This is a genomic window from Streptomyces sp. NPDC020379 (genome assembly GCF_044387105.1).
Taxonomy (GTDB): Bacteria; Actinomycetota; Actinomycetes; order Streptomycetales; family Streptomycetaceae; genus Streptomyces.
The window spans coordinates 113,190-133,963 of record NZ_JBIRVR010000015.1; the positions used below are offsets into that span (position 1 = coordinate 113,190).

The 20,774-nt window shown below is 72.7% G+C and carries 16 protein-coding genes; 6 read left to right on the forward strand and 10 right to left on the reverse strand.

Annotation, left to right across the window (positions count from 1 at the left end):
- The first annotated feature begins 183 nt into the window (after positions 1-183).
- From ACH427_RS20620 to ACH427_RS20635, 4 genes are all read left to right on the forward strand, one after another.
- Positions 184-1,032: a M24 family metallopeptidase gene (locus ACH427_RS20620; RefSeq protein ID WP_398871025.1), complete on the forward strand. Its 849-nt coding sequence runs from the start codon at positions 184-186 to the stop codon at positions 1,030-1,032.
- Positions 1,029-2,843, forward strand: coding sequence for an SDR family oxidoreductase (locus ACH427_RS20625; protein WP_398871027.1), 1,815 nt, complete (start codon positions 1,029-1,031; stop codon positions 2,841-2,843). Before ACH427_RS20620 ends, ACH427_RS20625 begins: the two co-directional genes overlap by 4 nt.
- Before the next feature lie 24 nt (positions 2,844-2,867).
- On the forward strand, positions 2,868-3,782 hold the full coding sequence (locus ACH427_RS20630) for a metal-dependent hydrolase (protein ID WP_398871029.1): 915 nt from the start codon (positions 2,868-2,870) through the stop codon (positions 3,780-3,782).
- Between the two features lie 122 nt (positions 3,783-3,904).
- Positions 3,905-4,885, forward strand: a complete 981-nt coding sequence (locus tag ACH427_RS20635; protein WP_398871135.1) for a MerR family transcriptional regulator — start codon at positions 3,905-3,907, stop codon at positions 4,883-4,885.
- Between the two features lie 17 nt (positions 4,886-4,902).
- Here the strand turns inward: ACH427_RS20635 and ACH427_RS20640 are convergent, their stop codons facing one another.
- On the reverse strand, positions 4,903-5,463 hold the full coding sequence (locus tag ACH427_RS20640; RefSeq protein ID WP_398871031.1) for a hypothetical protein: 561 nt from the start codon (positions 5,461-5,463) through the stop codon (positions 4,903-4,905).
- 124 nt (positions 5,464-5,587) lie between these two features.
- Between ACH427_RS20640 and ACH427_RS20645 the strand changes: the two genes are divergently transcribed.
- Positions 5,588-6,115 (forward strand): PadR family transcriptional regulator, encoded by a 528-nt coding sequence (locus ACH427_RS20645; protein WP_398871033.1) that lies wholly within the window; start codon positions 5,588-5,590, stop codon positions 6,113-6,115.
- 7 nt (positions 6,116-6,122) lie between these two features.
- On the opposite strand, the gene ACH427_RS20650 is transcribed toward ACH427_RS20645, so the two are convergent.
- The 3 genes from ACH427_RS20650 to ACH427_RS20660 form a co-directional block, all read right to left on the reverse strand.
- Positions 6,123-6,710 (reverse strand): hypothetical protein, encoded by a 588-nt coding sequence (locus tag ACH427_RS20650; RefSeq protein WP_398871035.1) that lies wholly within the window; start codon positions 6,708-6,710, stop codon positions 6,123-6,125.
- Positions 6,711-6,800: 90 nt separating this feature from the next.
- Entirely contained in the window at positions 6,801-7,703 is a 903-nt protein-coding gene (htpX, locus tag ACH427_RS20655; RefSeq protein WP_398871038.1) for a zinc metalloprotease HtpX, read from the reverse strand.
- A 233-nt stretch (positions 7,704-7,936) separates the two neighbouring features.
- Entirely contained in the window at positions 7,937-8,836 is a 900-nt protein-coding gene (locus tag ACH427_RS20660) for an LLM class flavin-dependent oxidoreductase (protein WP_398871041.1), read from the reverse strand.
- Positions 8,837-8,987: 151 nt separating this feature from the next.
- Between ACH427_RS20660 and ACH427_RS20665 the strand changes: the two genes are divergently transcribed.
- Positions 8,988-9,851, forward strand: a complete 864-nt coding sequence (locus ACH427_RS20665) for a Cof-type HAD-IIB family hydrolase (protein ID WP_398871043.1) — start codon at positions 8,988-8,990, stop codon at positions 9,849-9,851.
- Positions 9,852-9,886: 35 nt separating this feature from the next.
- On the opposite strand, the gene ACH427_RS20670 is transcribed toward ACH427_RS20665, so the two are convergent.
- The 6 genes from ACH427_RS20670 to hisC all read right to left on the reverse strand — a co-directional run bounded on the left by ACH427_RS20670 (position 9,887) and on the right by hisC (position 20,581).
- On the reverse strand, positions 9,887-10,996 hold the full coding sequence (locus ACH427_RS20670) for a M23 family metallopeptidase (protein WP_398871046.1): 1,110 nt from the start codon (positions 10,994-10,996) through the stop codon (positions 9,887-9,889).
- Positions 10,997-11,101: 105 nt separating this feature from the next.
- Positions 11,102-12,790 (reverse strand): GAF domain-containing sensor histidine kinase, encoded by a 1,689-nt coding sequence (locus ACH427_RS20675; protein WP_398871137.1) that lies wholly within the window; start codon positions 12,788-12,790, stop codon positions 11,102-11,104.
- Between the two features lie 158 nt (positions 12,791-12,948).
- Positions 12,949-16,497, reverse strand: coding sequence for a thiol reductant ABC exporter subunit CydD (cydD, locus tag ACH427_RS20680; RefSeq protein ID WP_398871048.1), 3,549 nt, complete (start codon positions 16,495-16,497; stop codon positions 12,949-12,951).
- A gap of 12 nt (positions 16,498-16,509) precedes the next feature.
- Positions 16,510-17,517, reverse strand: a complete 1,008-nt coding sequence (gene cydB / locus ACH427_RS20685) for a cytochrome d ubiquinol oxidase subunit II (protein ID WP_398871050.1) — start codon at positions 17,515-17,517, stop codon at positions 16,510-16,512.
- Positions 17,518-17,545: 28 nt separating this feature from the next.
- The gene (locus tag ACH427_RS20690; protein ID WP_398871052.1) at positions 17,546-19,126 is read right to left on the reverse strand and encodes a cytochrome ubiquinol oxidase subunit I; all 1,581 of its coding nucleotides are present in this window, start codon (positions 19,124-19,126) and stop codon (positions 17,546-17,548) included.
- A 375-nt stretch (positions 19,127-19,501) separates the two neighbouring features.
- Positions 19,502-20,581: a histidinol-phosphate transaminase gene (gene hisC, locus ACH427_RS20695; RefSeq protein WP_398871054.1), complete on the reverse strand. Its 1,080-nt coding sequence runs from the start codon at positions 20,579-20,581 to the stop codon at positions 19,502-19,504.
- Positions 20,582-20,774 lie beyond the last annotated feature (193 nt).

Consider the following 20,774-nt stretch of genomic DNA (forward strand, 5'->3'; position numbering starts at 1 on the left):
GTAGGGGAGGCGGGGGCGCCGAAGGGAGGGGAGCCACGGCCCAGGGGTTACCGAAAGTTATCCACAGGCCGTGCACAACCCTTGACGCAGCCGCGGAGCATTGTCACATTCATCAGTGTCAAGTTGCGGACGCTCCTCCGGCTGCTGTCCGGGGGCCCCGGCAGGCGGGACGGACGGTTGACGATGACCTCAGCAGTGGCTCGGGAACTCACCGCGGAGTTGCGGGGGTTCAGGCAGGTGCAGCGCCTCGCGTACGACTGCGCCGAGGCGGTGGCGGCACAGCTGCGGCCGGGGGTGACCGAGCGCGAGGCGGCGCGGATGCAGCGGGAGTGGCTGCGCGAGCGCGGCGTGCGGGACTGGTTCCACCTGCCCTTCGCGTGGTTCGGAGACCGCACGGCGTTCGTCGGGTTCCGGGTGCCGCTCCAGTTCTTCCCGACGGACCGCGGGCTGGAGCCGGGGATGCCGTTCATCCTCGACATGGCCCCGGTGCACGGCGGCTTCACCGCCGACATCGGCTACGCGGGCTGCCTGGGGCCCGATCCGCTGCACGAGCGGATGACGGCGGATCTCCCGGCGTACCGCGAGCTGATCCTGCGCGAGGTGCGCGAGCGGCGCTCCCTGCGCGAGATCTACGAGAACGTGGACCGCCTCATGGTCCGCCACGGCTACGCCAACCGGCACCGCGCGTATCCCTTCGGCGTCATCGCCCACAAGGTGGGCCGCGCGCGGGAGCGCCGCTGGTCACCCCGGCTCTTCGGGTTCGGCACCCAGGCGCTCAAAGGGCTGGCCTCCGACGCCGTCCGCGGGCACCGGGAGGGCTGGTCGCCGCTGTGGAGCCCGCACCGCTTCTCCGACCACCCGCCCCGGCCGGGCCTGTGGGCGGTCGAGCCCCACATCGGCTTCCGGGGCACCGGCGTGAAGTTCGAGGAGCTCCTGGTGGTCACCGACTCCCGGGATCCCGAGGAGAGCGCCTTCTGGCTCGACGACGATCTGCCGCACGTGCGGCGCGCGCAAGGGGAGAGGGCCGCATGACCGGACACGACACCGGACTCGAGGGCGCGCGGGAGCGCCGGGTCCGCACGGGCGGGATCGAGCTGTGCGTCGCCGAGCTGGGCGACGCCGAGCGGCCCACGGTGGTGCTGCTGCACGGCTATCCGGACAGCAAGGAGGTCTGGTCGGCGGTCGCCACGCGGCTGCGGGACCGCTTCCACGTGGTGCTGTACGACGTGCGCGGCTGCGGGCGTTCCACGGCACCGCGGCCCCTGCGCGGCGGGTTCACGCTGGAGAAGCTCACGGACGACTTCCTGGCGGTCGCGGACGCGGTGAGCCCGGACGCCCCGGTGCACGTGGTCGGGCACGACTGGGGGTCCGTGCAGGGCTGGGAGTTCGTGACGGTGCGGCGCACGGAGGGGCGGATCGCGTCCTTCACCTCCGTCTCCGGCCCGGGCCTCGACCACCTCGCGCTCTGGTTCAGGAAGCGCCTCACCCGGCCGACCCCGCGCCGTGTGGCCCACCTGCTCGGCCAGGGCGCCCGGTCCTGGTACGTCTCGGCGCTGCACGCCCCGGCCGTGCCGGAGGCGGTGATGCGCGGGCCGTTCATGAAGCAGTGGCCGAAGATCCTGGAGCGCTCGGAGAAGGTCCCCTCCGACGGCTATCCGACGCCCTCGCTGCCCGACGACGCGGCGCACGGCGCGTGGCTGTACCGCGACAACGTCCGGCCCCGCCTGCGCAGGCCGCGCACCGACGCCTACGCCCACGCGCCGGTGCAGCTGATCACCCCGACCGGCGACGCCTTCCTGTCGGTGCGGGTCTACGACGACCTGGAGCAGTGGGCGCCGGGCCTCGTCCGGCACACCCTGGCCGCGAAGCACTGGGTGCCGCGGACGCGCCCCGATCAACTCTCGGCCTGGATCGCCGAGTTCGTCACCCTCCATGAGCGGGGCGGCGCCGAGGGCGCCGCCGGGGCGCGGGGCCCGGTGGCGCGCGGGGTGCGGCGGGCCGTGGCCGGCAGCCCCTACGCCCAGGCGTTCGGCGGCCGGCTGGTGCTGGTGACCGGCGCGGCCAGCGGCATCGGCCGGGCCACCGCCTTCGCCTTCGCGGAAGCGGGCGCGCGGGTCGTCGCGGTCGACCTGGACGCGGAGGGCGCCACGCGCACGGCCGAGATGGCACGGCTGATCGGCGCCCCCGAGGCATGGGGCGAGTGCGCCGACGTCGCGGACGAGCACGCCATGGAGAAGCTGGCCGCGAAGGTCGCCGCCGAGTACGGCGTGGTGGACGTGCTGGTCAACAACGCCGGCATCGGGCTGTCCGGGGCCTTCCTGGACACCTCCGCGGAGGACTGGCGGAAGGTCCTCGACGTCAATCTGTGGGGCGTCATCCACGGCTGCCGGATCTTCGGCAAGCAGATGGCCGAGCGCGGGCAGGGCGGCCACATCGTCAACACCGCCTCCGCCGCGGCCTTCCAGCCCTTCAAGACACTCTCGGCCTACAGCACCTCCAAGGCGGCCGTGCTGATGCTCAGCCAGAGCCTCCGCGCCGAACTGGCCGGCCAGGGCATCGGGGTCACCGCGATCTGTCCCGGCCTGGTCAACACCAACATCACCGGGACCGCGCGCTTCACGGGCGTCCCGGAGGAGGAGCAGCGACGCCGCCGGGAGAAGGCCAGCCGGGCGTACGGCAGGCGCAACTACCCCCCGGAGAAGGTCGCCGACGCCGTCCTGCGCTCCGTGCTCCGCGACCAGGCCGTCGTCCCCGTGACCCCCGAGGCGCACGGCGTCCGCTTCATGTCCCGTTTCGCACCGCGGGTGCTGCGCGCCATCGCGCGGATCGACCCACCGCTGTAGCGGAAAGCCCGCAGAGGAGCAGAGATGAACCACGGTCACAGCGGCGGCCACCCCATCGCCCCGCGCCGCGTCGCCTTCGACTGGGACGACACCCCCCTGCACTGGATCCCTGACGAACCCACCGCCACCCACGTCATCAACGTCCTGCACCTGCTGCTGCCCGCCGGGGAGCGGTGGTTCGTCAAGGTGTTCAAGGAGGCCCTGCCCCTGGTGCGGGACGCGGAACTCCTCAAGGACGTCAAGGGATTCATGGGCCAGGAGGCCACGCACAGCGTCCAGCACGCCTATGTGCTGGGCCACCTCGCCCGGCAGGGCCTGGACACCGGCCCGTACACCCGCCATGTGGACTTCCTCTTCGACGCGCTGCTCGGCGACCGGCCGCCGCTCGGCCTCCCGGTGACCGCCCGGGAGTGGCTGCGCTTCCGGCTCTCGCTGATCGCCGCCATCGAGCAGTTCACCGCCGTGCTGGGCAACTGGGTGCTGCACGCGGACGGCCTGGACCGGGCCGGACCCGACCCCGTCATGCTGGACCTGCTCCGCTGGCACGGCGCGGAGGAGGTCGAACACCGCTCGGTCGCCTTCGACATGTACGAACACTGCGGCGGCGCCGAGGCCGGGCGCTATGCCCGCCGGGTCCTGGGCATGGCCTTCACCGCCCCCATGCTGTTCTACCTGTGGGGCTGGGGAGCCGCCTATCTGATACGGCACGACCCCCAGCTCGCGGGGCGGCTGCGCTATTCGCTGCGCGAGCACGACAAGGCCGTGGCCAAGGGCCTGCTGCCCAGCTGGCGTGAGCTCGGCTCGGCCGTACCCCGGTATCTGCGGCGGTCGTACCATCCCTCGCAGGAGGGGTCGCTGCGCCGTGCCGTCGAGTATCTGGCGACCTCACCCGCGGCACGGTCCGCGGCGGGCGCGATCGGCCGCGCGGCCATCTCGTAAGGAGCGCCCCTGTGACCACGAAGCACATGCGAAGGCCGGAGTCCGGGCCGGCACCGGTGCCGCCCGCTCCGGGCCCCGGTCCGGTGCTCGAACAGCCCCACCCCGACGAGCCGCCGGGACGGATGGCCGTCGAGTACCGGATCGACGACCTCGCCCACCACAGCGGGGCCACCGCCCGCACGATCCGCGCCTATCAGGACCGGGGGCTGCTCCCCCGGCCCGAGCGGCGCGGCCGCGCCAATGTCTACGGCGAGGCCCATCTGGCGCGGCTCCAGCGGATCGCCGGTCTCCTCGACCGCGGCTACACCCTCGCCAGCATCAAGGAACTCCTGGACGCCTGGGACGCGGGCCGTGACCTCGGCGGGGTCCTCGGTCTGGTCGCCGAGGTCGACGGCCCCTGGACCGACGAACAGGCCGAACGGATCACGCGCGCGACGCTGGACGAGAGGTTCGGCGGCGCCCAGGACGACGACGCCGTCTCCGAGGCCGTACGGCTCGGGGTGCTGGTCCCGGTCGCGGACGCGCCGGACGAGTTCGTGGTGCCGAGCCCTCGCGAACTCGCCGTCGCCGCCGAGCTCCACCTCGCCGGGGTGCCGCTGTCCGCGATCTCCGGCCACCTGCGCGAACTGCGCGCCCACGTCGAGCACATAGCCGCGCGCTTCCTGGACTTTACGACCGAGCACGTCTTCCACCCGTTCTTCGACCACCCGCCGACCGACGAGGAAGCGGCCGAGGCCGCCGCGCTGGTCCGCCGCCTGCGCCCGCTGGCCCAGCAGACCGTGGACGCTGAACTGGCCCGCGCGATGCGCTCGTTGGCGACCAGCTATCTCCGCCACCGCCTGGAGGAGCACGGAGGATCGGAGCCCTTCGCCGAACCGGCGGAGGATGCGGCCGCCGAGCCCCTGAACACGGGACCGGCCCCCTTGCCGCTTCCCGCCCCCGCCGCCCGGCCGCACACCCACCGGAGCCTTCGGCTCCCCGCCCGCACCCTCGAAGCCGTGCGCGAGCTCGTCGGGGAGGAGCACGTCGCGGACTTTGTCGCCGCCGCCGCCGAGCGCGAGGTGCAGGCCCGGGTGATGGACGGCCTGCTCCCGCGCGGCTGATGCCGCCGCCCGCGCCGTCAGTGGGCCGCTGCCGCCCTGAGCCGGGCGCGGACCCGGTCGGGGTAGCGGGCGGTGAATATCGCGGGGAGGACGAATCCGGCGACCTGGACCGGGATCGACACCTCGCTGCCGAGACCGGTGGCGGCGACCACGGTCATGGCGGCGGCGGTGAGGGCGAAGGCTCCGGCCCACACCGAGGTGAGCACGACGTTGATCCGGCGGAAGACCGGGCTGTCCCAGACCTCGGGCGGCGCCTGACGCTTGGCTGTCCCCGTGGTGAAGGGCCGTCCGACGGCCAGCGTGGCCCAGGCGGTGACGGCCAGCCAGCCCAGCGAGAGAGCCCCGACGAAGTGGCGCAGCCCGCTGTGCGGGAGAGCGAAGGCCAGCGTGGTGAGCGCGGCGAAGAAGAGGACTGTGCTGCGCTCCAGGATCAGCGAATCGGCGGCCACCCCCGCCTTGTGGTCCTTGACCAGCAGCAGGAGACCCGCGCCCAGCCCGACGGCCGCGCCCCACTGCCAGCCCCAGGACGAGACGACAGCCAACGCGATCCAGGGAATGAAGCCACGCAGGTAATTCATGGAGCTCTCCTCAGCCGATGCGGTGGACCCCCCGGTTGGCCGCCCAACCGACGTTCCAACTATGACATGTCAGTAGTGGAACGTCCAGCCTTGACCGGTCACCAGTGGAAGTTAGAGTGAGGCCATGAGCCTGAGACACGCGATGCTGGGACTGCTGGCCGACCGTCCGGCCAGTGGCTACGACCTGATGAAGCGGTTCGAGACCTCTCTCAGCAATGTCTGGCCGGCGACCCAGAGCCAGGTCTACGGCGAGCTGGGCAAGCTCGCGAAGGGCGGTCTGCTGGAGGTCGCGGCGGAAGGCCCCCGCGGCCGCAAGGAGTACGCCATCACCGAAGCGGGCCGCGCCGAGCTGCACAGCTGGCTCACCGAGCCGGACCCGCAGCAGGCTCGCCGGAGCGACGCGCTGCTGCGCGTCTTCTTCCTCAACCACCTCACGCCGCTGGAGGCGACGGCCTACCTCCTCGGCGAGGCGGACCGCGCCGCCGGGCAGCACGGCGCACTGGAGGAGCTGGAGAAGAAGGTCGACTGGGGCGACGACCCCCTGTCGGTCAACGGCCGGCTGGCCCTGGAGTACGGGCTGCGTTTCACCGCGATGCGCGAGGAGTGGGCCCGCTGGGCAGCCGACGAGATCGCGGCAGCGAAGGAGACGTGACGCACCGTCAATCGAGGCCGGGCGCACCCCACACGGGGAACCACCGCGCCAGGTCCTCCTCGATCCGCAGGTCGTTCGTCAGCAGCGCCCGGGCCTGCAGCTCCAGAGAGTTGTCCCGCTTGTCGCCCCCGCCCGGCATCGGCGCGAAGGGATAGAAGGTGCCGCGCTTGTAGAGATAGACGAGCGCCAGCGAACGCCCGCCATCGTCCCGGAAGCCGAGCAGCGAGCAGAGCAGCTGCGGTCCGAAACCGCCTTCCTGGAGCAGGGTGTTGACGGCGTGCAGGTCGTTCACCAGGCCCGCCACGTCGTCGGCCGGCTGCCGGGCGAGCAGCCAGGTGTAGCCGTAGCCGTCCTGGCTGAACTCCACGGGTGCCCCGCCGCGCTCCGTATCGGCGTCCAGCAGCTCCCGGACGTCCTGCTGAAGCCGGCCGAACGCCCCGCCCTCCACGCTCGCGAAGCACACCGATCCCAGCCCCGTCGGGGTGAATCCGGCGCCGGCCTGAAGGGTGACGGCGGCGGAGGGCAGGGCGAAGAGCTGGTCGAGGTCCGGGCGGACCGGCTTGCTGCGGCCGAGGATGGTGTCCAGGAATCCCACAGGCGAAGCTCCTTTTCCCGAGTTTCCGGAGGCTGCGGAGATTTCCGGAAGTTCCGGAGTCTCCGAGGTCCCGAAGGGCGTGCGGCGCGCTCAGGCGCGGCCGAGCTCTGCCGAGATCCGGCCGAGCTGGTCCAGTCGCTGCTCCAGCGTCGGGTGCGAGGACAGCAGCCGGCTCAGGCTGTCCTTGGAGAAGGCGGGCGCGAAATAGAAGGCGTTGAACGGCTCGGCCTGCCGCAGGTCGCGCGTCGGGATCTGCGCCATCTGCCCGGTGACCTTGGTCAGCGCGGACGCCAGCGCCGAGGGCCTGCCCGTCAGCAGGGCGCCCGCGCGGTCGGCCGACAGCTCACGATAGCGGGACAGCAGCCGCGTGAGCAGGAAGCTGATGGCATAGACGACCGCGCTGACCAGCGGGATCAGCACCATCAGGAGCGCGGTGTTCTGATCGCGGCCGCCCGCGCGGCGGAAGCCGCCCCACAGGCCGATGCGGGTGATGATCCCGGCCAGCACGCCCAGGAAGGACGCGATGGTCATCACGGCCACGTCGCGGTGGGCGACGTGGGAGAGCTCATGGGCGAGCACGCCCTCCAGCTCCTCGGGCTCCAGCCTGCGCAGCAGACCGGTCGTCGCGCACACCAGGGCGTTCTTCTGGTTGCGCCCGGTGGCGAAGGCATTGGGCACGTCGCTGTCGGCGATGGCCACCCGCGGCTTGGGCATGTCCGCGAGCGCGCACAGCCGGTCGACGGCACCGTGCAGCTCCGGCGCCTCCTGGGGGGTGACCTCGCGCGCGCCCATGCTGAAGGCGGCGATCTTGTCGCTGAACCAGAACTGGGCGATGAACATGCCGCCAGCGAGAATCAGGACGATCGGCCAGGCCCCGCGCAGCAGCACCACCAGCACGCCCACGAAGACGACGTAGAGCAGCCCGATGAAGAACATCGTGCTCACCATGCGGGTGGTCAGCCCCCGGTCGGGAGCGAATCGGGTCCGTGGCATGGGGTACCTCCAAGGCTCAGCGCGGTGTGCGCCCCCAGTGAGTGCCTCTGCCCTCGATTCTCCTCCTTCAGTGGTTGTGCGCGGGGTAAAGAAAGCGCGGGGTGAAGAAAGCGGGTGGAGAGAGCACGGCGATCGCCACGGGCCCGTCGGACCGCCGCGCCCTCACCGGAACGGCCCCTCGGACCGCCGTACCCCTCACGGGAACGGCCCCCGTCGGACCCGCCGTGCCGCCCTCAGGAGAGCTGCGCGAGCCCGTCCGTCGCGATCTTCTCGAAGACCGCGAGGTCGGCGGCGAAGACCGAATCGGCGATCGGCCAGTGCACCACGATCTCGTCGATGCCCAGCTCGGCGTGCGAGCCCGCGAAGTCGACGAAGGCGTCGAAGGAGTCCAGCGGCCGGTCCGGGGTGAAGCCCGTGAGCATGATCTTGTGAAGGCCCGCGGGGTCGCGGTCGATCGCGGCGCAGGCGGCTGAAAGCCGCTCGATCTGCCCGGCGACGGCCTTCAGCGACTGCTCCGGCGTGCCCGTCTCGAACAGCTTCGGGTCCCCCGTGGTGACCCACGCCTGCCCATGGCGGGCGGCGAGCCGGAGTCCCCGCGGGCCGGTGGCGGCCACGGCGAAGGGCAGCCGGGGGCGCTGCACACAGCCCGGTATGTTGCGCACCTCGGACGCGGAGTAGTGCTCCCCGTCGTACGAGACGACGTCCTGGGTGAGCAGCCGGTCCAGCAGCGGGACGAACTCGGCGAAGCGGTCGGCGCGCTCGCGTAGGGTCCACGGCTCCCGGCCGCCCCCCAGCAGCGCGGTGGCGTCGAAACCGGAACCGCCCGCACCGATGCCCAGCGTGACGCGCCCGCCGGAGATGTCGTCCAGCGAGATGAGCTCCTTGGCCAGCGTCACCGGGTGCCGGAAGTTGGGCGAGGTGACGAGCGTGCCCAGCCGCATCCGCGAGGTCACGGTCGCGGCGGCCGTCAGCGTCGGTATCGCGCCGAACCACGGGCCGTCCCGGAAGGTACGCCACGACAGGTGGTCGTAGGTGTAGGCCGCGTGGAAGCCCAGCTCCTCGGCTCGCTGCCACGTCTCGCGGCCGCCCTCGGACCAGCGGCGCTCGGGAAGGATCACGGTGCTCAGTCGCATGGGACCGAGCCTAAGCGCTGGGTATGACAAAAGCCCATGCCCCCGGCACGGGATCCGGCGTACGCGGCGGCCGTGGATTCCCGGCCGGCCCGGCCGCACACCCTTGCGCACGCCTGTGCGACACCTGTGGTCCGTGAACGAGAATGGAGCCGTGACTTCAGCTATCGAGCAGCCCGAGACCCCGGCGGTCCACCGCCCAGCCGCCTTCCCCCGGCTGATCGCCACCGACCTCGACGGCACCCTCCTGCGCGACGACAAGACGGTCTCCGAGCGCACCGTCGCGGCCCTCGCCGCGGCCGAGGCGGCGGGCATCGAGGTCTTCTTCGTCACGGGACGGCCGGCCCGGTGGATGGACGTCGTCCGGGACCACGTGCACGGCCACGGGCTGGCGATCTGCGCCAACGGCGCCGCCGTCGTCGACCTCCACGACGGCGGCCGCTGCGTCGAGGTCCGGCCGCTGGAGCGCACCGCTGCCCTCGCCGTCGTGCACGCGCTGCGTGCCGCCGCTCCGGGCACCTCGTTCGCCGTGGAGCGCACCGGGAGCACCCACTACGAGCCCGCCTACCCGCCCTTCTTCCTCGACCCGGAGGCGGTCTTCGCCCCCGCGGAGAAGCTGCTGGGCGAGGACTCCGGCTACACCGACCCCATCGTCAAGCTGCTCGCCCACCACCCCGAGCGTGAGCCCGACGAGTTCCTGGCCGTCGCCCGGGAAGCGGGCGGCGCGCACGGCGAGTTCACCCGGTCCAGCCCGACCGCCCTGCTGGAGATAAGCGGCCTCGGGATCAGCAAGGCCAGTACGCTCGCCCGGTGTTGTGCCGAGCGCGGCATCGCGCCCGAGGAGGTCGTGGCGTTCGGCGACATGCCCAACGACCTGGAGATGCTCGACTGGGCCGGCACCGCGTACGCGATGGCCAACGCCCATCCGGACGTCCTCGCCGCCACCGCGCACCACACCGCCGCCAACACCGAGGACGGTGTCGCCGCGGTCATCGAGCGGATCCTGGACTCCCGCTGAGCCCGGCGGCGGCCGCACCACCGTGCCGTCGCCGCCTACACCCGCACGCCGTGGGCGTTCAGCCACTCCACCGGGTCGACCGCCGACCCGAACTCGGGCGTCGTGCGGATCTCGAAGTGCAGGTGCGGGCCGGTGGAGTTGCCCGTCGTCCCCGCCAGCCCGATCCACTGGCCCGCGCGCACCTGCCGGCCCGGCGTGACGAGCGCCGCCGACAGGTGGGCGTACTGCGAATACCAGCCGCCTTCGTGCTGGATCACCAGGCTCATGCCGAAGGGGCCGCCGCACCCGGCGGAGACCACCGTTCCCGCGCCGACCGAGCGCACCGGTGTGCCGACCGGTACGGCGAAGTCCTGTCCTGTGTGACCGTTCGCCCAGTTCGCGCCGGTGCCACCGAAACCCGCCGAGAGTTCGTACGACAGCACGGGCCGGGTCCACTCCTCGTGCTCGTCGCCCGCCGCGCGTCCGTCGGTGTCGCCGACCCGCACGTCCTCGACGTCCAGCGGCTCGCAGCGGCCGCTCGCGACGGACGTCTGGGACAGGGTGTTCAGCGTCTCGCGCGCGGCCTCGAGACGCGTCGTGAGCGAGTGCTGCGCGGCCTTCAGCCGTGCGCTGTCCTGCTCCAGCAGGGGGCGGGAGGCCGCCAGGGCCCGTCTCTCGGCCGCGAGCTTCCCGGTCAGGCGGCCGCCCTCGTCCAGCAGCCGTCCCAGCGCCGCCCTGCGGCGCACCGCGGGCTCCTGGAGCTCCAGCAGTTCGACGGGGTCCTCGACGTCCTCGGCCCCGGCCTCGACGGTGAATCCGCCGGTGCGGTACTGCGCGCGGGCGGCCGCCCCGGCGTCGTCGCGCAGGGCCGCCGTGACGACCTCGCGGCCCCGCAGCATCCGGTCGAGTTCCTCGGCCCGCGCCTTCTGCTCCCCGGCCGCGCGCCGCGTCCGCTCGAACCGCTGCTTCACCTCCCCCGCCTCCTCCGCCAGCCGGAACACCTCGGAGGTGACCCGGGTGATCCTGTGCGGGGTCCTGCCGGCCGCCGGGAAGCCGGAGCCGAACGGCGGCCAGACCACCGTGCAGAGTGCGCACAGCACACAGAGCACGCGGTCGCGGGTTATCCACGGTCCGCGCGATATGAGCAGGCGGTACAGGCGTCCCATGAACGCGATCGTGTCCCGCGGCGCAGCCGAGCGCGCCCCGTGAGGGTCCGATCGGAGGACGGGGGAGCCCCACGAGGCGGGCGCCGGGAGGGCTCTGAGCGCCCGCTACAAGGGCGCTTCCCACATCACCCGCGTGCCGCCCCCGTCCGGCCCCAGCCCCGGCCCGTACGCGCTGGAGCCGCCCAGCGACTCGGCCCGCTTGGCGAGGTTCCGCAGCCCGCTGCGCCGGCCGCCCTCGGGGATGCCGACGCCGTCGTCGGCGACCGTGAGCCGCACCGCGTCCCGGCCGTCCGGCAGGGACGCGGTGGCGTCGACGACGACCTCGATGCGGGAGGCCCGCGCGTGCCGGAAGGCGTTGGAGAGCGCCTCGCGCAGCGCGGCGACGAGGTTTTTGCCGGTGAGCTCGCCGACCTTCGCGTCGACCGGTCCGACGAAGCTCGCGGAGGGCTGGAAGCCGAGCGGCACCGCTGCCGTGCCCAGCTCCCTCAGCACCCGCGTCCGCAGCCCCGCGGGCGCCTCCGCGGGCCCCTGCTGGAGCGCGAAGATGGCCGTACGGATCTCCTGGATGGTCACGTCCAGCTGGTCGACGGCCTGGCCGACCTTCGTCCGGACGTCGGGCACCTCGGCGTTGCGCTGCGCGCTCTCCAGCATCAGCCCGGTGGCGAACAGCCGCTGGATCACCAGGTCGTGCAGGTCCCTGGCGATCCGGTCGCGGTCCTCGTAGACGGCGAGCCGTTCCCGGTCGCGCTGCGCCTCGGCCAGGACGAGCGCGAGGGCGGCCTGCGCGGCGAACTGGGCGGCCAGGGTGCGCTCCGCCGCGGTGAATCCCCGTGCGCCACGCGCGCGTGGCGTCGCGAGCGTGCCGAGCACGCGGTCGCCGCTCTTGAGCGGCAGCAGCATGCTCGGGCCGAAGCGCGGGGCCACCCCGGTGATCATGCGCGGGTCGGTGGCGGAGTCGTCGATGAACACCGGCTCGCCCGCGAGCAGATGGGACACCACGGGGCTGTGCGGCGGCATCACCGTGCCCAGCAGCCCGGTGGGGTCGTCCGCGGAGACGGCGACCATCTCCAGCCCGCCCTCGCCGTCCGGCAGGAGCACGATGCCGGCCGCCGAGTCCGCGAGCCTGCGCGCCTGTTCGGCGACGACGGACAGCGCGTCCTCGGCGTCGCCGGCGGACAGCAGGGCCGTGGTCACGGCCACGGAACCGTCGATCCAGCGCATCCGCTGGCGGCCCTCGTCGTACACGCGCGCGTTACCGATGGCGATGCCCGCCTCGGTCGCGAGGATCTTCACCATGTTGAGGTCCGCGAGGCTGAACTCCCCGCCGCCGAGCTTCTCGGTGAGGTAGAGATTGCCGAAGATCTCCCCCTCCACCTGGATGGGCACCCCCAGGAAGTTGCGCATCGGCGGGTGTTCCGGCGGGAAGCCGGCGGAGCGCGGGTCGGCCGCCAGGTCGGAGAGCATCACCGGCGCCGGCTGGTGGATCAGCGCGCCCAGCAGCCCGCGATGGCCGTCGGGCAGCGCCCCGATGCGCTCGCGCTGTTCGTCGGTGACGCCATGGGTGATGAAGTCGGACAGCCCCTCCCCGCTGGCGTCGATGATCCCGATGGCGGCGTAGCGGGCGGCGGCCAGCTCGGCGGCTGTCTCGGCGATCCGGTCGAGCGTGGAGTGCAGCTCCGGGCCGGTGCCCACCGACCGCATGGCCTCCAGCAGCCGCGGCACGCGCGCGGTCAGCTCGGTGGACATCCCCTGGAGGCTGCGGGTGGCCTCGGTGGCGATGGCCAGCGGGTCCATCGGGCCCTGTGCGCCCTGCGGCGCCCGCGCGCCGGCCGGGCCGGAGGGGTCCTGCGGGCCGGAGGGTTCTGCCGTGGCTGCCATACCGCAGAGCCTAATAAGCACTATTTGTCATGGAAAGTGGCCACAACCGGTGTCCCGTCCCACAGCGGGGGCGCTCACCGACCGGAGAGCGCCCCCGCCACCGCCTCCGCGCCCTCCGGTCCAGCCGTCCCGGACGTCCCCCAGGCGTCCGCCACGCGCTCGCGCTCCAGCATCCGCCGGAACGGCCCGTCCGCGGCCACCAGCTCCCCGTAGGCGCCCCGCTGCACGGTCCGCCCGCGCTCCAGCACGATCACCTCGTCGACCGCCTCCAGCCCGGCCAGCCGGTGGGTGATCAGCACGGTCGTACGGCCCTCGGTGGCCGCCAGGAGATCTGCCGTGAGCGCGTCGGCCGTCACCAGGTCGAGATGCTCGGCGGGCTCGTCCAGCACGATCACGGGGAAGTCGGCGAGCAGCGCGCGGGCCAGCGCGAGCCGCTGCCGCTGCCCGCCGGACATCCGCGCCCCGTGCTCGCCGACCAGCGTGTCGAGCCCCTCCGGGAGGCTGTCGGCCCACTCCAGCAGCCGTGCGGCCCGCAGGGCGGACCGCAGTTCGGCGTCGTCCGCCCCGGGGCGCGCGAGGCGCAGGTTCTCGCGCACCGAGCTGTCGAAGAGGTGCGCGTCCTGCGCGCACAGGCCCACCAGCTTCCGCACGGCGTCACCCGCCATGGGCCCGGTGTCCCGGCCCGCCAGGGTGTACGTCCCGGACTCCGCGTCCAGGAAGCGCAGCAGCACCTGGGCGAGCGTCGTCTTGCCCGCCCCGGAGCGGCCCACGACCGCGACCCGGCGGCCCGGTACGAGCTCCATGCCGAACCCCTCCAGGGCAGCCCCGGACTGCCCCGGATACCGCGCGCCCAGCCCCGTCACCCGCAGCGGGAACGGCGACGCGGGGGCGTCGTCCGTCCCTTCCCGTACGGGCACGGGCGCGTCCAGCACCTCGTACACCCGCTCCGCGGACCGCCGCACACGCTGCCGGTACTGCACCGCGAGCGGCAGGCCGGCCACCGCCTCGAACACGGCAAGCGGCATGAGCACCACCACCGCGAGCCACACGCCGCCCAGGCGGCCGTCGTGCACCGCGCTCACGCCCGCCCAGGCCGCGGCCGCCACGGTCAGGCCGCAGGCGAGGGCGGAGAGTCCGGAGCCGAGCGCGGTGGCGGCCGAGGCGCGCCGGGCGATCCCGGTGAGCCGTCCGTCGGCCTCGCGCAGCCGCGCCAGCCGGGCGGGCAGGGCGCCCGCGACCGTCAGTTCCGCCGTGCCCGCCAGGACGTCGACGACCTCGGTCGACAACGCGCCGCGGGCGGGCGCCAATTGCCGCTCCGCGCGCCGCGCGAACGCGCCGGTCAGCGCGGGTACGGCCACTCCGGCGGCCAGCAGCCCGAGCGCCAGCGGCAGACCGGCCTCCGGCAGCAGCCACGCGGTGAAGGCGACCGAGGCGGTGCCCACGGCGACGGCCGAGCCCACGGGCAGCAGCCAGCGCAGGAAGTAGTCCTGAAGGGCGTCCACGTCCGCGACCAGCCGGGAGAGCAGATCGCCCCGGCGGGTCTCCCGCAGCCCGGCGGGCGCCAGCCGCTCCAGGCGCCGGTAGACCTCCACCCGCAGCCCCGCGAGGGCGCGCAGCGCGGCGTCGTGGGAGACAAGGCGCTCGGCGTAGCGGAAGACGGCGCGTCCGATTCCGAACGCGCGGGTCGCGGTGACGGCCACCATCAGATAGAGCACGGGCGGCTGTTGGGAGGCCCGCGAGATGAGCCAGCCGGAGACGCCCATCAGGCCGACGGCGCTGCCGAGGGCCAGGGCGCCCAGCAGCAGCGAGAGCGCGAACCGCGCCCGGAGCGGCTTCCCGGTGCCCCGCACCCGGGCCAGCACTCCGCCGCCGCGTACGGGCAGGGGCTCGCCCGGCACGTCGTACGCCTCCGCCTCGTCCGCCGCGCCCGGCCGCTCGGTCCGTGCGGGCGGGACGGCCGGGGCGGCCGCCTGCCGCTCCAGGGGCCGGGCGTCGACGCGGATGACGCGGTCCGCGACCGCGAGCAGCGCGGGGCGGTGCACGACCAGCAGGACGGTCCGGCCCTCGGCGAGCCGGCGCACGGCCTCGACCACGGCGGCCTCGGTCTCGCCGTCGAGGTTCGCGGTGGGCTCGTCGAGGAGCAGGACGGGCCGGTCGGCGAGGAACGCCCGTGCCAGCGCGATCCGTTGCCGCTGCCCGGCGGAGAGCCCGGCGCCGTCCTCGCCGAGGCGGGTGTCAGTGCCGTGGTGCAGCATGGAGACGAAGTCGAGCGCACCGGCCGCGCGCAGTGCCTCCCGCACCTGCGCGTCCGTCGCCTCGGGCCGGGCCAGTCGCACGTTCTCGGCGACCGTCCCGGCGAAGAGATGGGGTCGTTGCGGGACCCAGGCCACCTGGTCCCGCCAGCTTCCGGGGGAGAGCGATGACAGATCCGTACCGCCTACGAGCACCCGCCCGGCCGCCGGGCGCGCGAATCCGAGCAGGACGTTCAGCAGCGTCGACTTCCCGGCGCCGCTGGGTCCCACGAGCGCGACCGTCTCCCCCGGCCGCACCTCGAACGACGTCTCGGGCAGGGAGGGTTCGGCCCGCCCCTCGTGCCGCACCACCAGCCGGTCGACCGTCAGGGTCGCGGTCCCGGCGTCGGGGGCGGGCAGCGTGCCGGATGGCGCCGGCTCCGTCTCCAGCACCGCGAAGACCCGGTCGGCGGCCGCCAGCCCCTCCGCCGCCGCGTGGTACTGCGCGCCGACCTGCCGCAGCGGGAGATACGCCTCGGGAGCCAGGACCAGCACCATCAGCCCGGTCTCCAGGTCGAGTTCGCCGTGCACGAGCCGCATGCCGACGCCCACCGCGACCAGGGCCACCGAGAGCGTGGCCAGCAGCTCCAGCGCGAAGGAGGAGAGGAAGGCGATGCGCAGCGTCCGCAGCGTGGCGCGCCGGTAGTCGGAGGTGATCGCGCGGATCGACTCGGCCTGCGCCTTGGCCCGCCCGAAGACCTTGAGGGTGGGCAGCCCCGCGACGACGTCGAGGAAGTGGCCGGACAGCCGGGACAGCAGCCGCCACTGCTTGTCCATCCGGGACTGCGTCGCCCAGCCGATGAGGATCATGAAGAGGGGGATGAGCGGCAGCGTGAGGACGATGACCAGCGCGGAGAGCCAGTCCGCCGTGGCGATCCGCGCGAGCACGGCCACCGGCACGACGACCGCGAGGCCGAGCTGGGGCAGATAGCGGGCGAAGTAGTCGTCCAGCGCGTCGATCCCCCGCGTGGCGAGGGTGGCCAGCTCACCGGTCCGCACCGTCTCCAGCCGGTCGGGCCCGAGCGCGGTGGCCCGCGTCAGCAGCCGCGTGCGCAGCTCGGACTTCACGGCCGCGCTCGCGCGGTGCGCGGTCAGCTCAGTGAGCCAGGTGACGGCCGCCCGGCCCAGGGCCACGGCGGCCAGCAGCGCCAGCTGCGCGGCCAGGTCGCCGGTGGACCGGCCGTGCCGGAAGGCGCCGGTCACCACCTCGGCGATCAGCATCGCCTGCGCGATGACCAGGCCGGCCCCCGCCAGCCCGAGCACGACGGAGGCGACCAGGAAGCGGCGGGTCGCGGAGGCGTACCGGAGCAGCCGGGGATCGACGGGCTTCATGCGCGTTCCGTCCTAGTGGCCGGCGGGTGCCGGGATGTGCTGGGTGCCGATCCGCTTGCGGAAGACCCAGTAGGTCCACGCCTGGTAGCCGATGATCAGGGGCGTCATGGGGACCGCGACCCACGTCATGATCTTCAGTGTGTACGGGCTGGAGGCGGCCTCGGCCGCGGTGAGGCTCCACGCCGGGTTGACCGAGGACGGCATGACGTCGGGGAAGAGGGCGAGGAAGACCAGGGCGAAGGCCGCCGCGACCGTCACCCCGGAGAAGCCGAACGCCCAGCCCTCGCGCCCCGCGTGGTTCATCACCAGCGCCGCGCCCAGGGCGACCACGGCGACGATCAGGGCGGCCAGGCTGCGCCCGTTGCCCGACTCGGCCTGCGTCCAGCCGAGGAAGGCCACGGCGAGCACGCCCGCGGTCATGCCGAACACGGTGGCGTAGGACCTGGCCCGGTGGCGGATCTCCCCCGTCGTCTTCAGGGCGGCGAAGACCGCGCCGTGGAAGGTGAAGAGCACGAGCGTGAGGAGGCCGCCCAGCAGGGCGTACGGGCCGAAGAGGTCGAGGAGCGTGCCGTTGAAGTTCTTGTCCGAGCCGATCGGCACCCCGCGGACGATGTTGGCGAAGGTGAGCCCCCACAGGAAGGCGGGCAGCAGCGAGCACCAGAAGATCGCGTGCTCCCAGTTGCGCTGCCAGCGCTCATCGGTCCGCTTGTGGCGGTACTCGAAGGCCACGCCCCGCACGATCAGGCAGACCAGGATGGCGAGGAAGGGCAGGTAGAAGCCGCTGAACAGGGTGGCGTACCAGTCGGGGAAGGCGGCGAAGGTCGCGCCGGCCGCGGTGATCAGCCAGACCTCGTTGCCGTCCCAGACGGGTCCGATGGTGTTGATCAGCACCCGGCGCTCGGTGCGGTCCTTGGCCAGGACCTTGGTCAGGACGCCGATGCCGAAGTCGAACCCTTCGAGGAAGAAGTAGCCGGTCCACAGGACGGCGATCACGAGGAACCAGAAGTCGTGGAGGTGCATGGTTCGTTGTCTCCGTTCCGCCGCCGCGTCAGTACGCGAAGGTCATCGGCTTGTCGGCGTCCTCTGGCCGCTCCGCCCCGGCTCCCCCGGACGGCAGGCGCAGCCTCGGGTCCTCCGCGGGTGGCTTCTCGTCCGTGTCGGGCCCGGCCTTGGCGTACTTCACGAGCAGCTTGACCTCGACCACCGCCAGCACGCCGTACAGCAGGGTGAAGACGCCCATGGAGGTGAGCACTTCGGTCTGGCTGACACCGGGGGAGACGGCGTGGCCGGTCTTCATCAGCCCGTAGACGGCCCACGGCTGGCGGCCCATCTCGGTGAAGATCCAGCCGAAGGAGTTGGCGATGAGCGGGAAGCCCATGGTGAGCAGGCCGATGCGCCAGGACCAGGCGGTGAAGAAGGGGCTCATCTCACGGGTGCGCGTGAGCATCAGCCGCGGCACCTCGTTGTCACCCGTGCGGTATTCGGGGTCGAGCCAGAATTTCTTGCGCGTGGTCCACAGGCCGATGAGCGCGGCGACGAAGGAGGTCATCCCGAAGCCGATCATCAGCCGGAAGCCCCAGAAGGTCATGAAGATGCTGGGGATGTAGTCCTCCGGCTTGCCGCCGTACCGCGCGGCCTCCTGCGCGGCGACGTCGTTGATGCCGGGGACGGCCTCGGAGAAGTTGTTGTGGGCGAGGAAGGAGAGGACTCCCGGAACCTCTATCTCCACGCTGTTGTGGCCCTTGGTGACATCGCCGACCGCGAAGACCGAGAAGGGCGCGGGCGCCTGGGTTTCCCACAGCGCCTCGGCGGCGGCCATCTTCATCGGCTGCTGCTCGAACATCACCTTGCCGAGGCTGTCACCGCTGAGGGCGGTGCCCAGACCGGCGATGACCGCGACCACCAGGCCGACGCGCAGCGAGGCCCGCATGGCCCCGACCTGTGACCGCTGCTTCTCGCCGAGCTCCTCGCCCCGCAGCTGCCTGCGCTTGGCGCGCCACAGGTGGAAGGAGGCGATGCCGACGATGAAGGCGCCACCGGTGAGGAACGCAGCTGTGAGCGTGTGGAAGACGACGACCATGGTGGTGTTCTGGGTGAGCACGGCCCAGATGTCGGTGAGCCGCGCCTTCCCGGTCGCCTTGTCTATGGCGTAGCCCACCGGGTGCTGCATCCAGGAGTTGGCCGCCAGGATGAAGTACGAGGAGAGCACGGTGCCGACGGCGACGATCCAGATGCACGCACAGTGGATCTTCTTGGGCAGCTTGTCCCAGCCGAAGATCCACAGGCCGATGAAGGTGGACTCGAAGAAGAAGGCCAGCAGCGCCTCCATCGCGAGCGGCGCGCCGAAGACATCACCGACGAAGCGCGAGTAGTCGGACCAGTTCATGCCGAACTGGAACTCCTGCACGATGCCGGTGACGACACCCATCGCGATGTTGATCAGGAAGAGCTTTCCCCAGAACTTCGTCGCGTGGAAGTACTTGTCCTTGCCGGTGCGGACCCAAGCCGTCTCAAGACCGGCGGTGATCGCCGCGAGACTGATCGTGAGCGGGACGAAGAGAAAGTGGTAGACGGTGGTGATGCCGAATTGCCAGCGCGCCAGCGTCTCCGGCGCCAAAGCGAGGTTCACGCGGTCTCTCCTTGCCTCTTGCGTCACCGACGCCTCACGCCTCGGTGATATGCCCCTTTTGCCCCAACGAAAGCGGGAGGTAAAGGGCATGCTTGTGAACGCGTTCACATTCACAAGCAATTATGACGCACAGGTTTTCGCGCTCGACAAGGGGGTCCCCCCAGCCGGAGACCCGACGTTCTTCGGCCAAATCCGGAACGCTTGCTTCGACCGACAGGACGGCCACCGGCGGCGCGGGCAGCCGGGCAGCCGGGCAGCCGGGCAGCCGGGCAGCCGGGCAGCCGGGCAGCCGGGCAGCCGGGCAGCCGCACAACGACGGCGGGCCGGGGTGCGCGGTCTCCCCGCGCACCCCGGCCCGCCCGAAGGCCCCGCCTTCTACAGCTCCTTGCGGAACGCTCCCGCGACTTCCAGGAAGAGGTCGTTCGCCGCCGTCTCGCCGACCGTCACCCGGACACCCTCGCCCGGGAACGGCCGTACGACCACGCCCGCCCGCTCGCAGGCCGCCGCGAACTCCGCCGTGCGCTCCCCCAGCCGCAGCCAGACGAAGTTGGCCTGCGTCTGGGGCACGGTCCAGCCCTGCCCGGCCAGCGCGTCGACGACCCGGGCGCGCTCCTCCACCAGCGCCTGCACCCGCTCCCGCAGCGCGTCCTCGCTCCGCAGCGAGGCGATCGCCGCCTCCTGCGCGATGTGGCTCACGCCGAACGGGACGGCGGTCTTGCGCAGCGCCGCCGCGACGGGCTCGTGCGCGACGGCGAAGCCGATCCGCAGCCCGGCCAGGCCGTACGCCTTGGAGAAGGTGCGCAGCACGCAGACGTTCGGACGGTCGCGGTAGAGGTCGAGGCCGTCGGGGACGTCCGTGTCACGGACGAACTCGATGTACGCCTCGTCGAGCACGACCAGCACGTCGGCGGGGACGCGGTCCAGGAAGGACTCCAGCTCGGCCCGGCGCACCACGGTGCCGGTGGGGTTGTTGGGGTTGCAGACGAAGATCAGCCGGGTCCGGTCGGTGATCGCGGCCAGCATCGCGTCGAGGTCGTGGACCTCGTCGCCCGTCAGCGGGACCTGCACCGGAGTGGCCCCGGAGACCTGGGTGATGATCGGGTACGCCTCGAACGACCGCCAGGCGTAGATCACCTCGTCGCCCGGCCCCGAGGTGGCCTGCACCAGCTGCTGGGCGACGCCCACCGAGCCGGTGCCGGTGGCCAGGTGCGTCACCGGCACGGAGAAGCGGTCCGCGAGCTCGGCCATCAAGGCCGTGCAGGCCATGTCGGGGTAGCGGTTGATGGTGCCCGCCGCGTCGACCGCCTTCTCCAGCACGCCGGGCAGCGGCGGATAGGGGTTCTCGTTGGAGGACAGCTTGTACGCCACGGGGCCGTCCGCGGCCGCGGGCCGGCCCGGCTTGTAGGTCGGCACGCCGTCCAGGGCGGGGCGCAGCCTCGGGGTCTTCTCGGTCACCGCGGGTCCTCCTCGACATCCCGTGCGCTCGCACCCGCACGGGCAGGCCGCACACGAATAGCGGACATGAATACTGCACACCTTAAGAGGATTCACCGGGGCGGCGTCCAGAGCAGGGGGAGCGCTCCCGAAACTTCTGCACGCCGGTGGCGGGCGCCGTGGCGCGCATCACCCGTGAAGGTGAGTTGAGACC

Excerpts from the sequence above, each read along its gene's own strand:
- ACH427_RS20620 (WP_398871025.1), top strand. The coding sequence starts at position 184 with ATGACCTCAGCAGTGGCTCGGGAACTCACCGCGGAGTTGCGGGGGTTC.
- ACH427_RS20675 (WP_398871137.1), bottom strand. The coding sequence starts at position 12,790 with ATGGACCCGCTGGCCATCGCCACCGAGGCCACCCGCAGCCTCCAGGGG.
- ACH427_RS20625 (WP_398871027.1), top strand. The coding sequence starts at position 1,029 with ATGACCGGACACGACACCGGACTCGAGGGCGCGCGGGAGCGCCGGGTC.
- cydB (WP_398871050.1), bottom strand. The coding sequence starts at position 17,517 with ATGCACCTCCACGACTTCTGGTTCCTCGTGATCGCCGTCCTGTGGACC.
- ACH427_RS20645 (WP_398871033.1), top strand. The coding sequence starts at position 5,588 with ATGAGCCTGAGACACGCGATGCTGGGACTGCTGGCCGACCGTCCGGCC.
- ACH427_RS20635 (WP_398871135.1), top strand. The coding sequence starts at position 3,905 with ATGGCCGTCGAGTACCGGATCGACGACCTCGCCCACCACAGCGGGGCC.
- htpX (WP_398871038.1), bottom strand. The coding sequence starts at position 7,703 with ATGCCACGGACCCGATTCGCTCCCGACCGGGGGCTGACCACCCGCATG.
- ACH427_RS20630 (WP_398871029.1), top strand. The coding sequence starts at position 2,868 with ATGAACCACGGTCACAGCGGCGGCCACCCCATCGCCCCGCGCCGCGTC.
- ACH427_RS20670 (WP_398871046.1), bottom strand. The coding sequence starts at position 10,996 with ATGGGACGCCTGTACCGCCTGCTCATATCGCGCGGACCGTGGATAACC.
- ACH427_RS20660 (WP_398871041.1), bottom strand. The coding sequence starts at position 8,836 with ATGCGACTGAGCACCGTGATCCTTCCCGAGCGCCGCTGGTCCGAGGGC.
- ACH427_RS20640 (WP_398871031.1), bottom strand. The coding sequence starts at position 5,463 with ATGAATTACCTGCGTGGCTTCATTCCCTGGATCGCGTTGGCTGTCGTC.
- cydD (WP_398871048.1), bottom strand. The coding sequence starts at position 16,497 with ATGAAGCCCGTCGATCCCCGGCTGCTCCGGTACGCCTCCGCGACCCGC.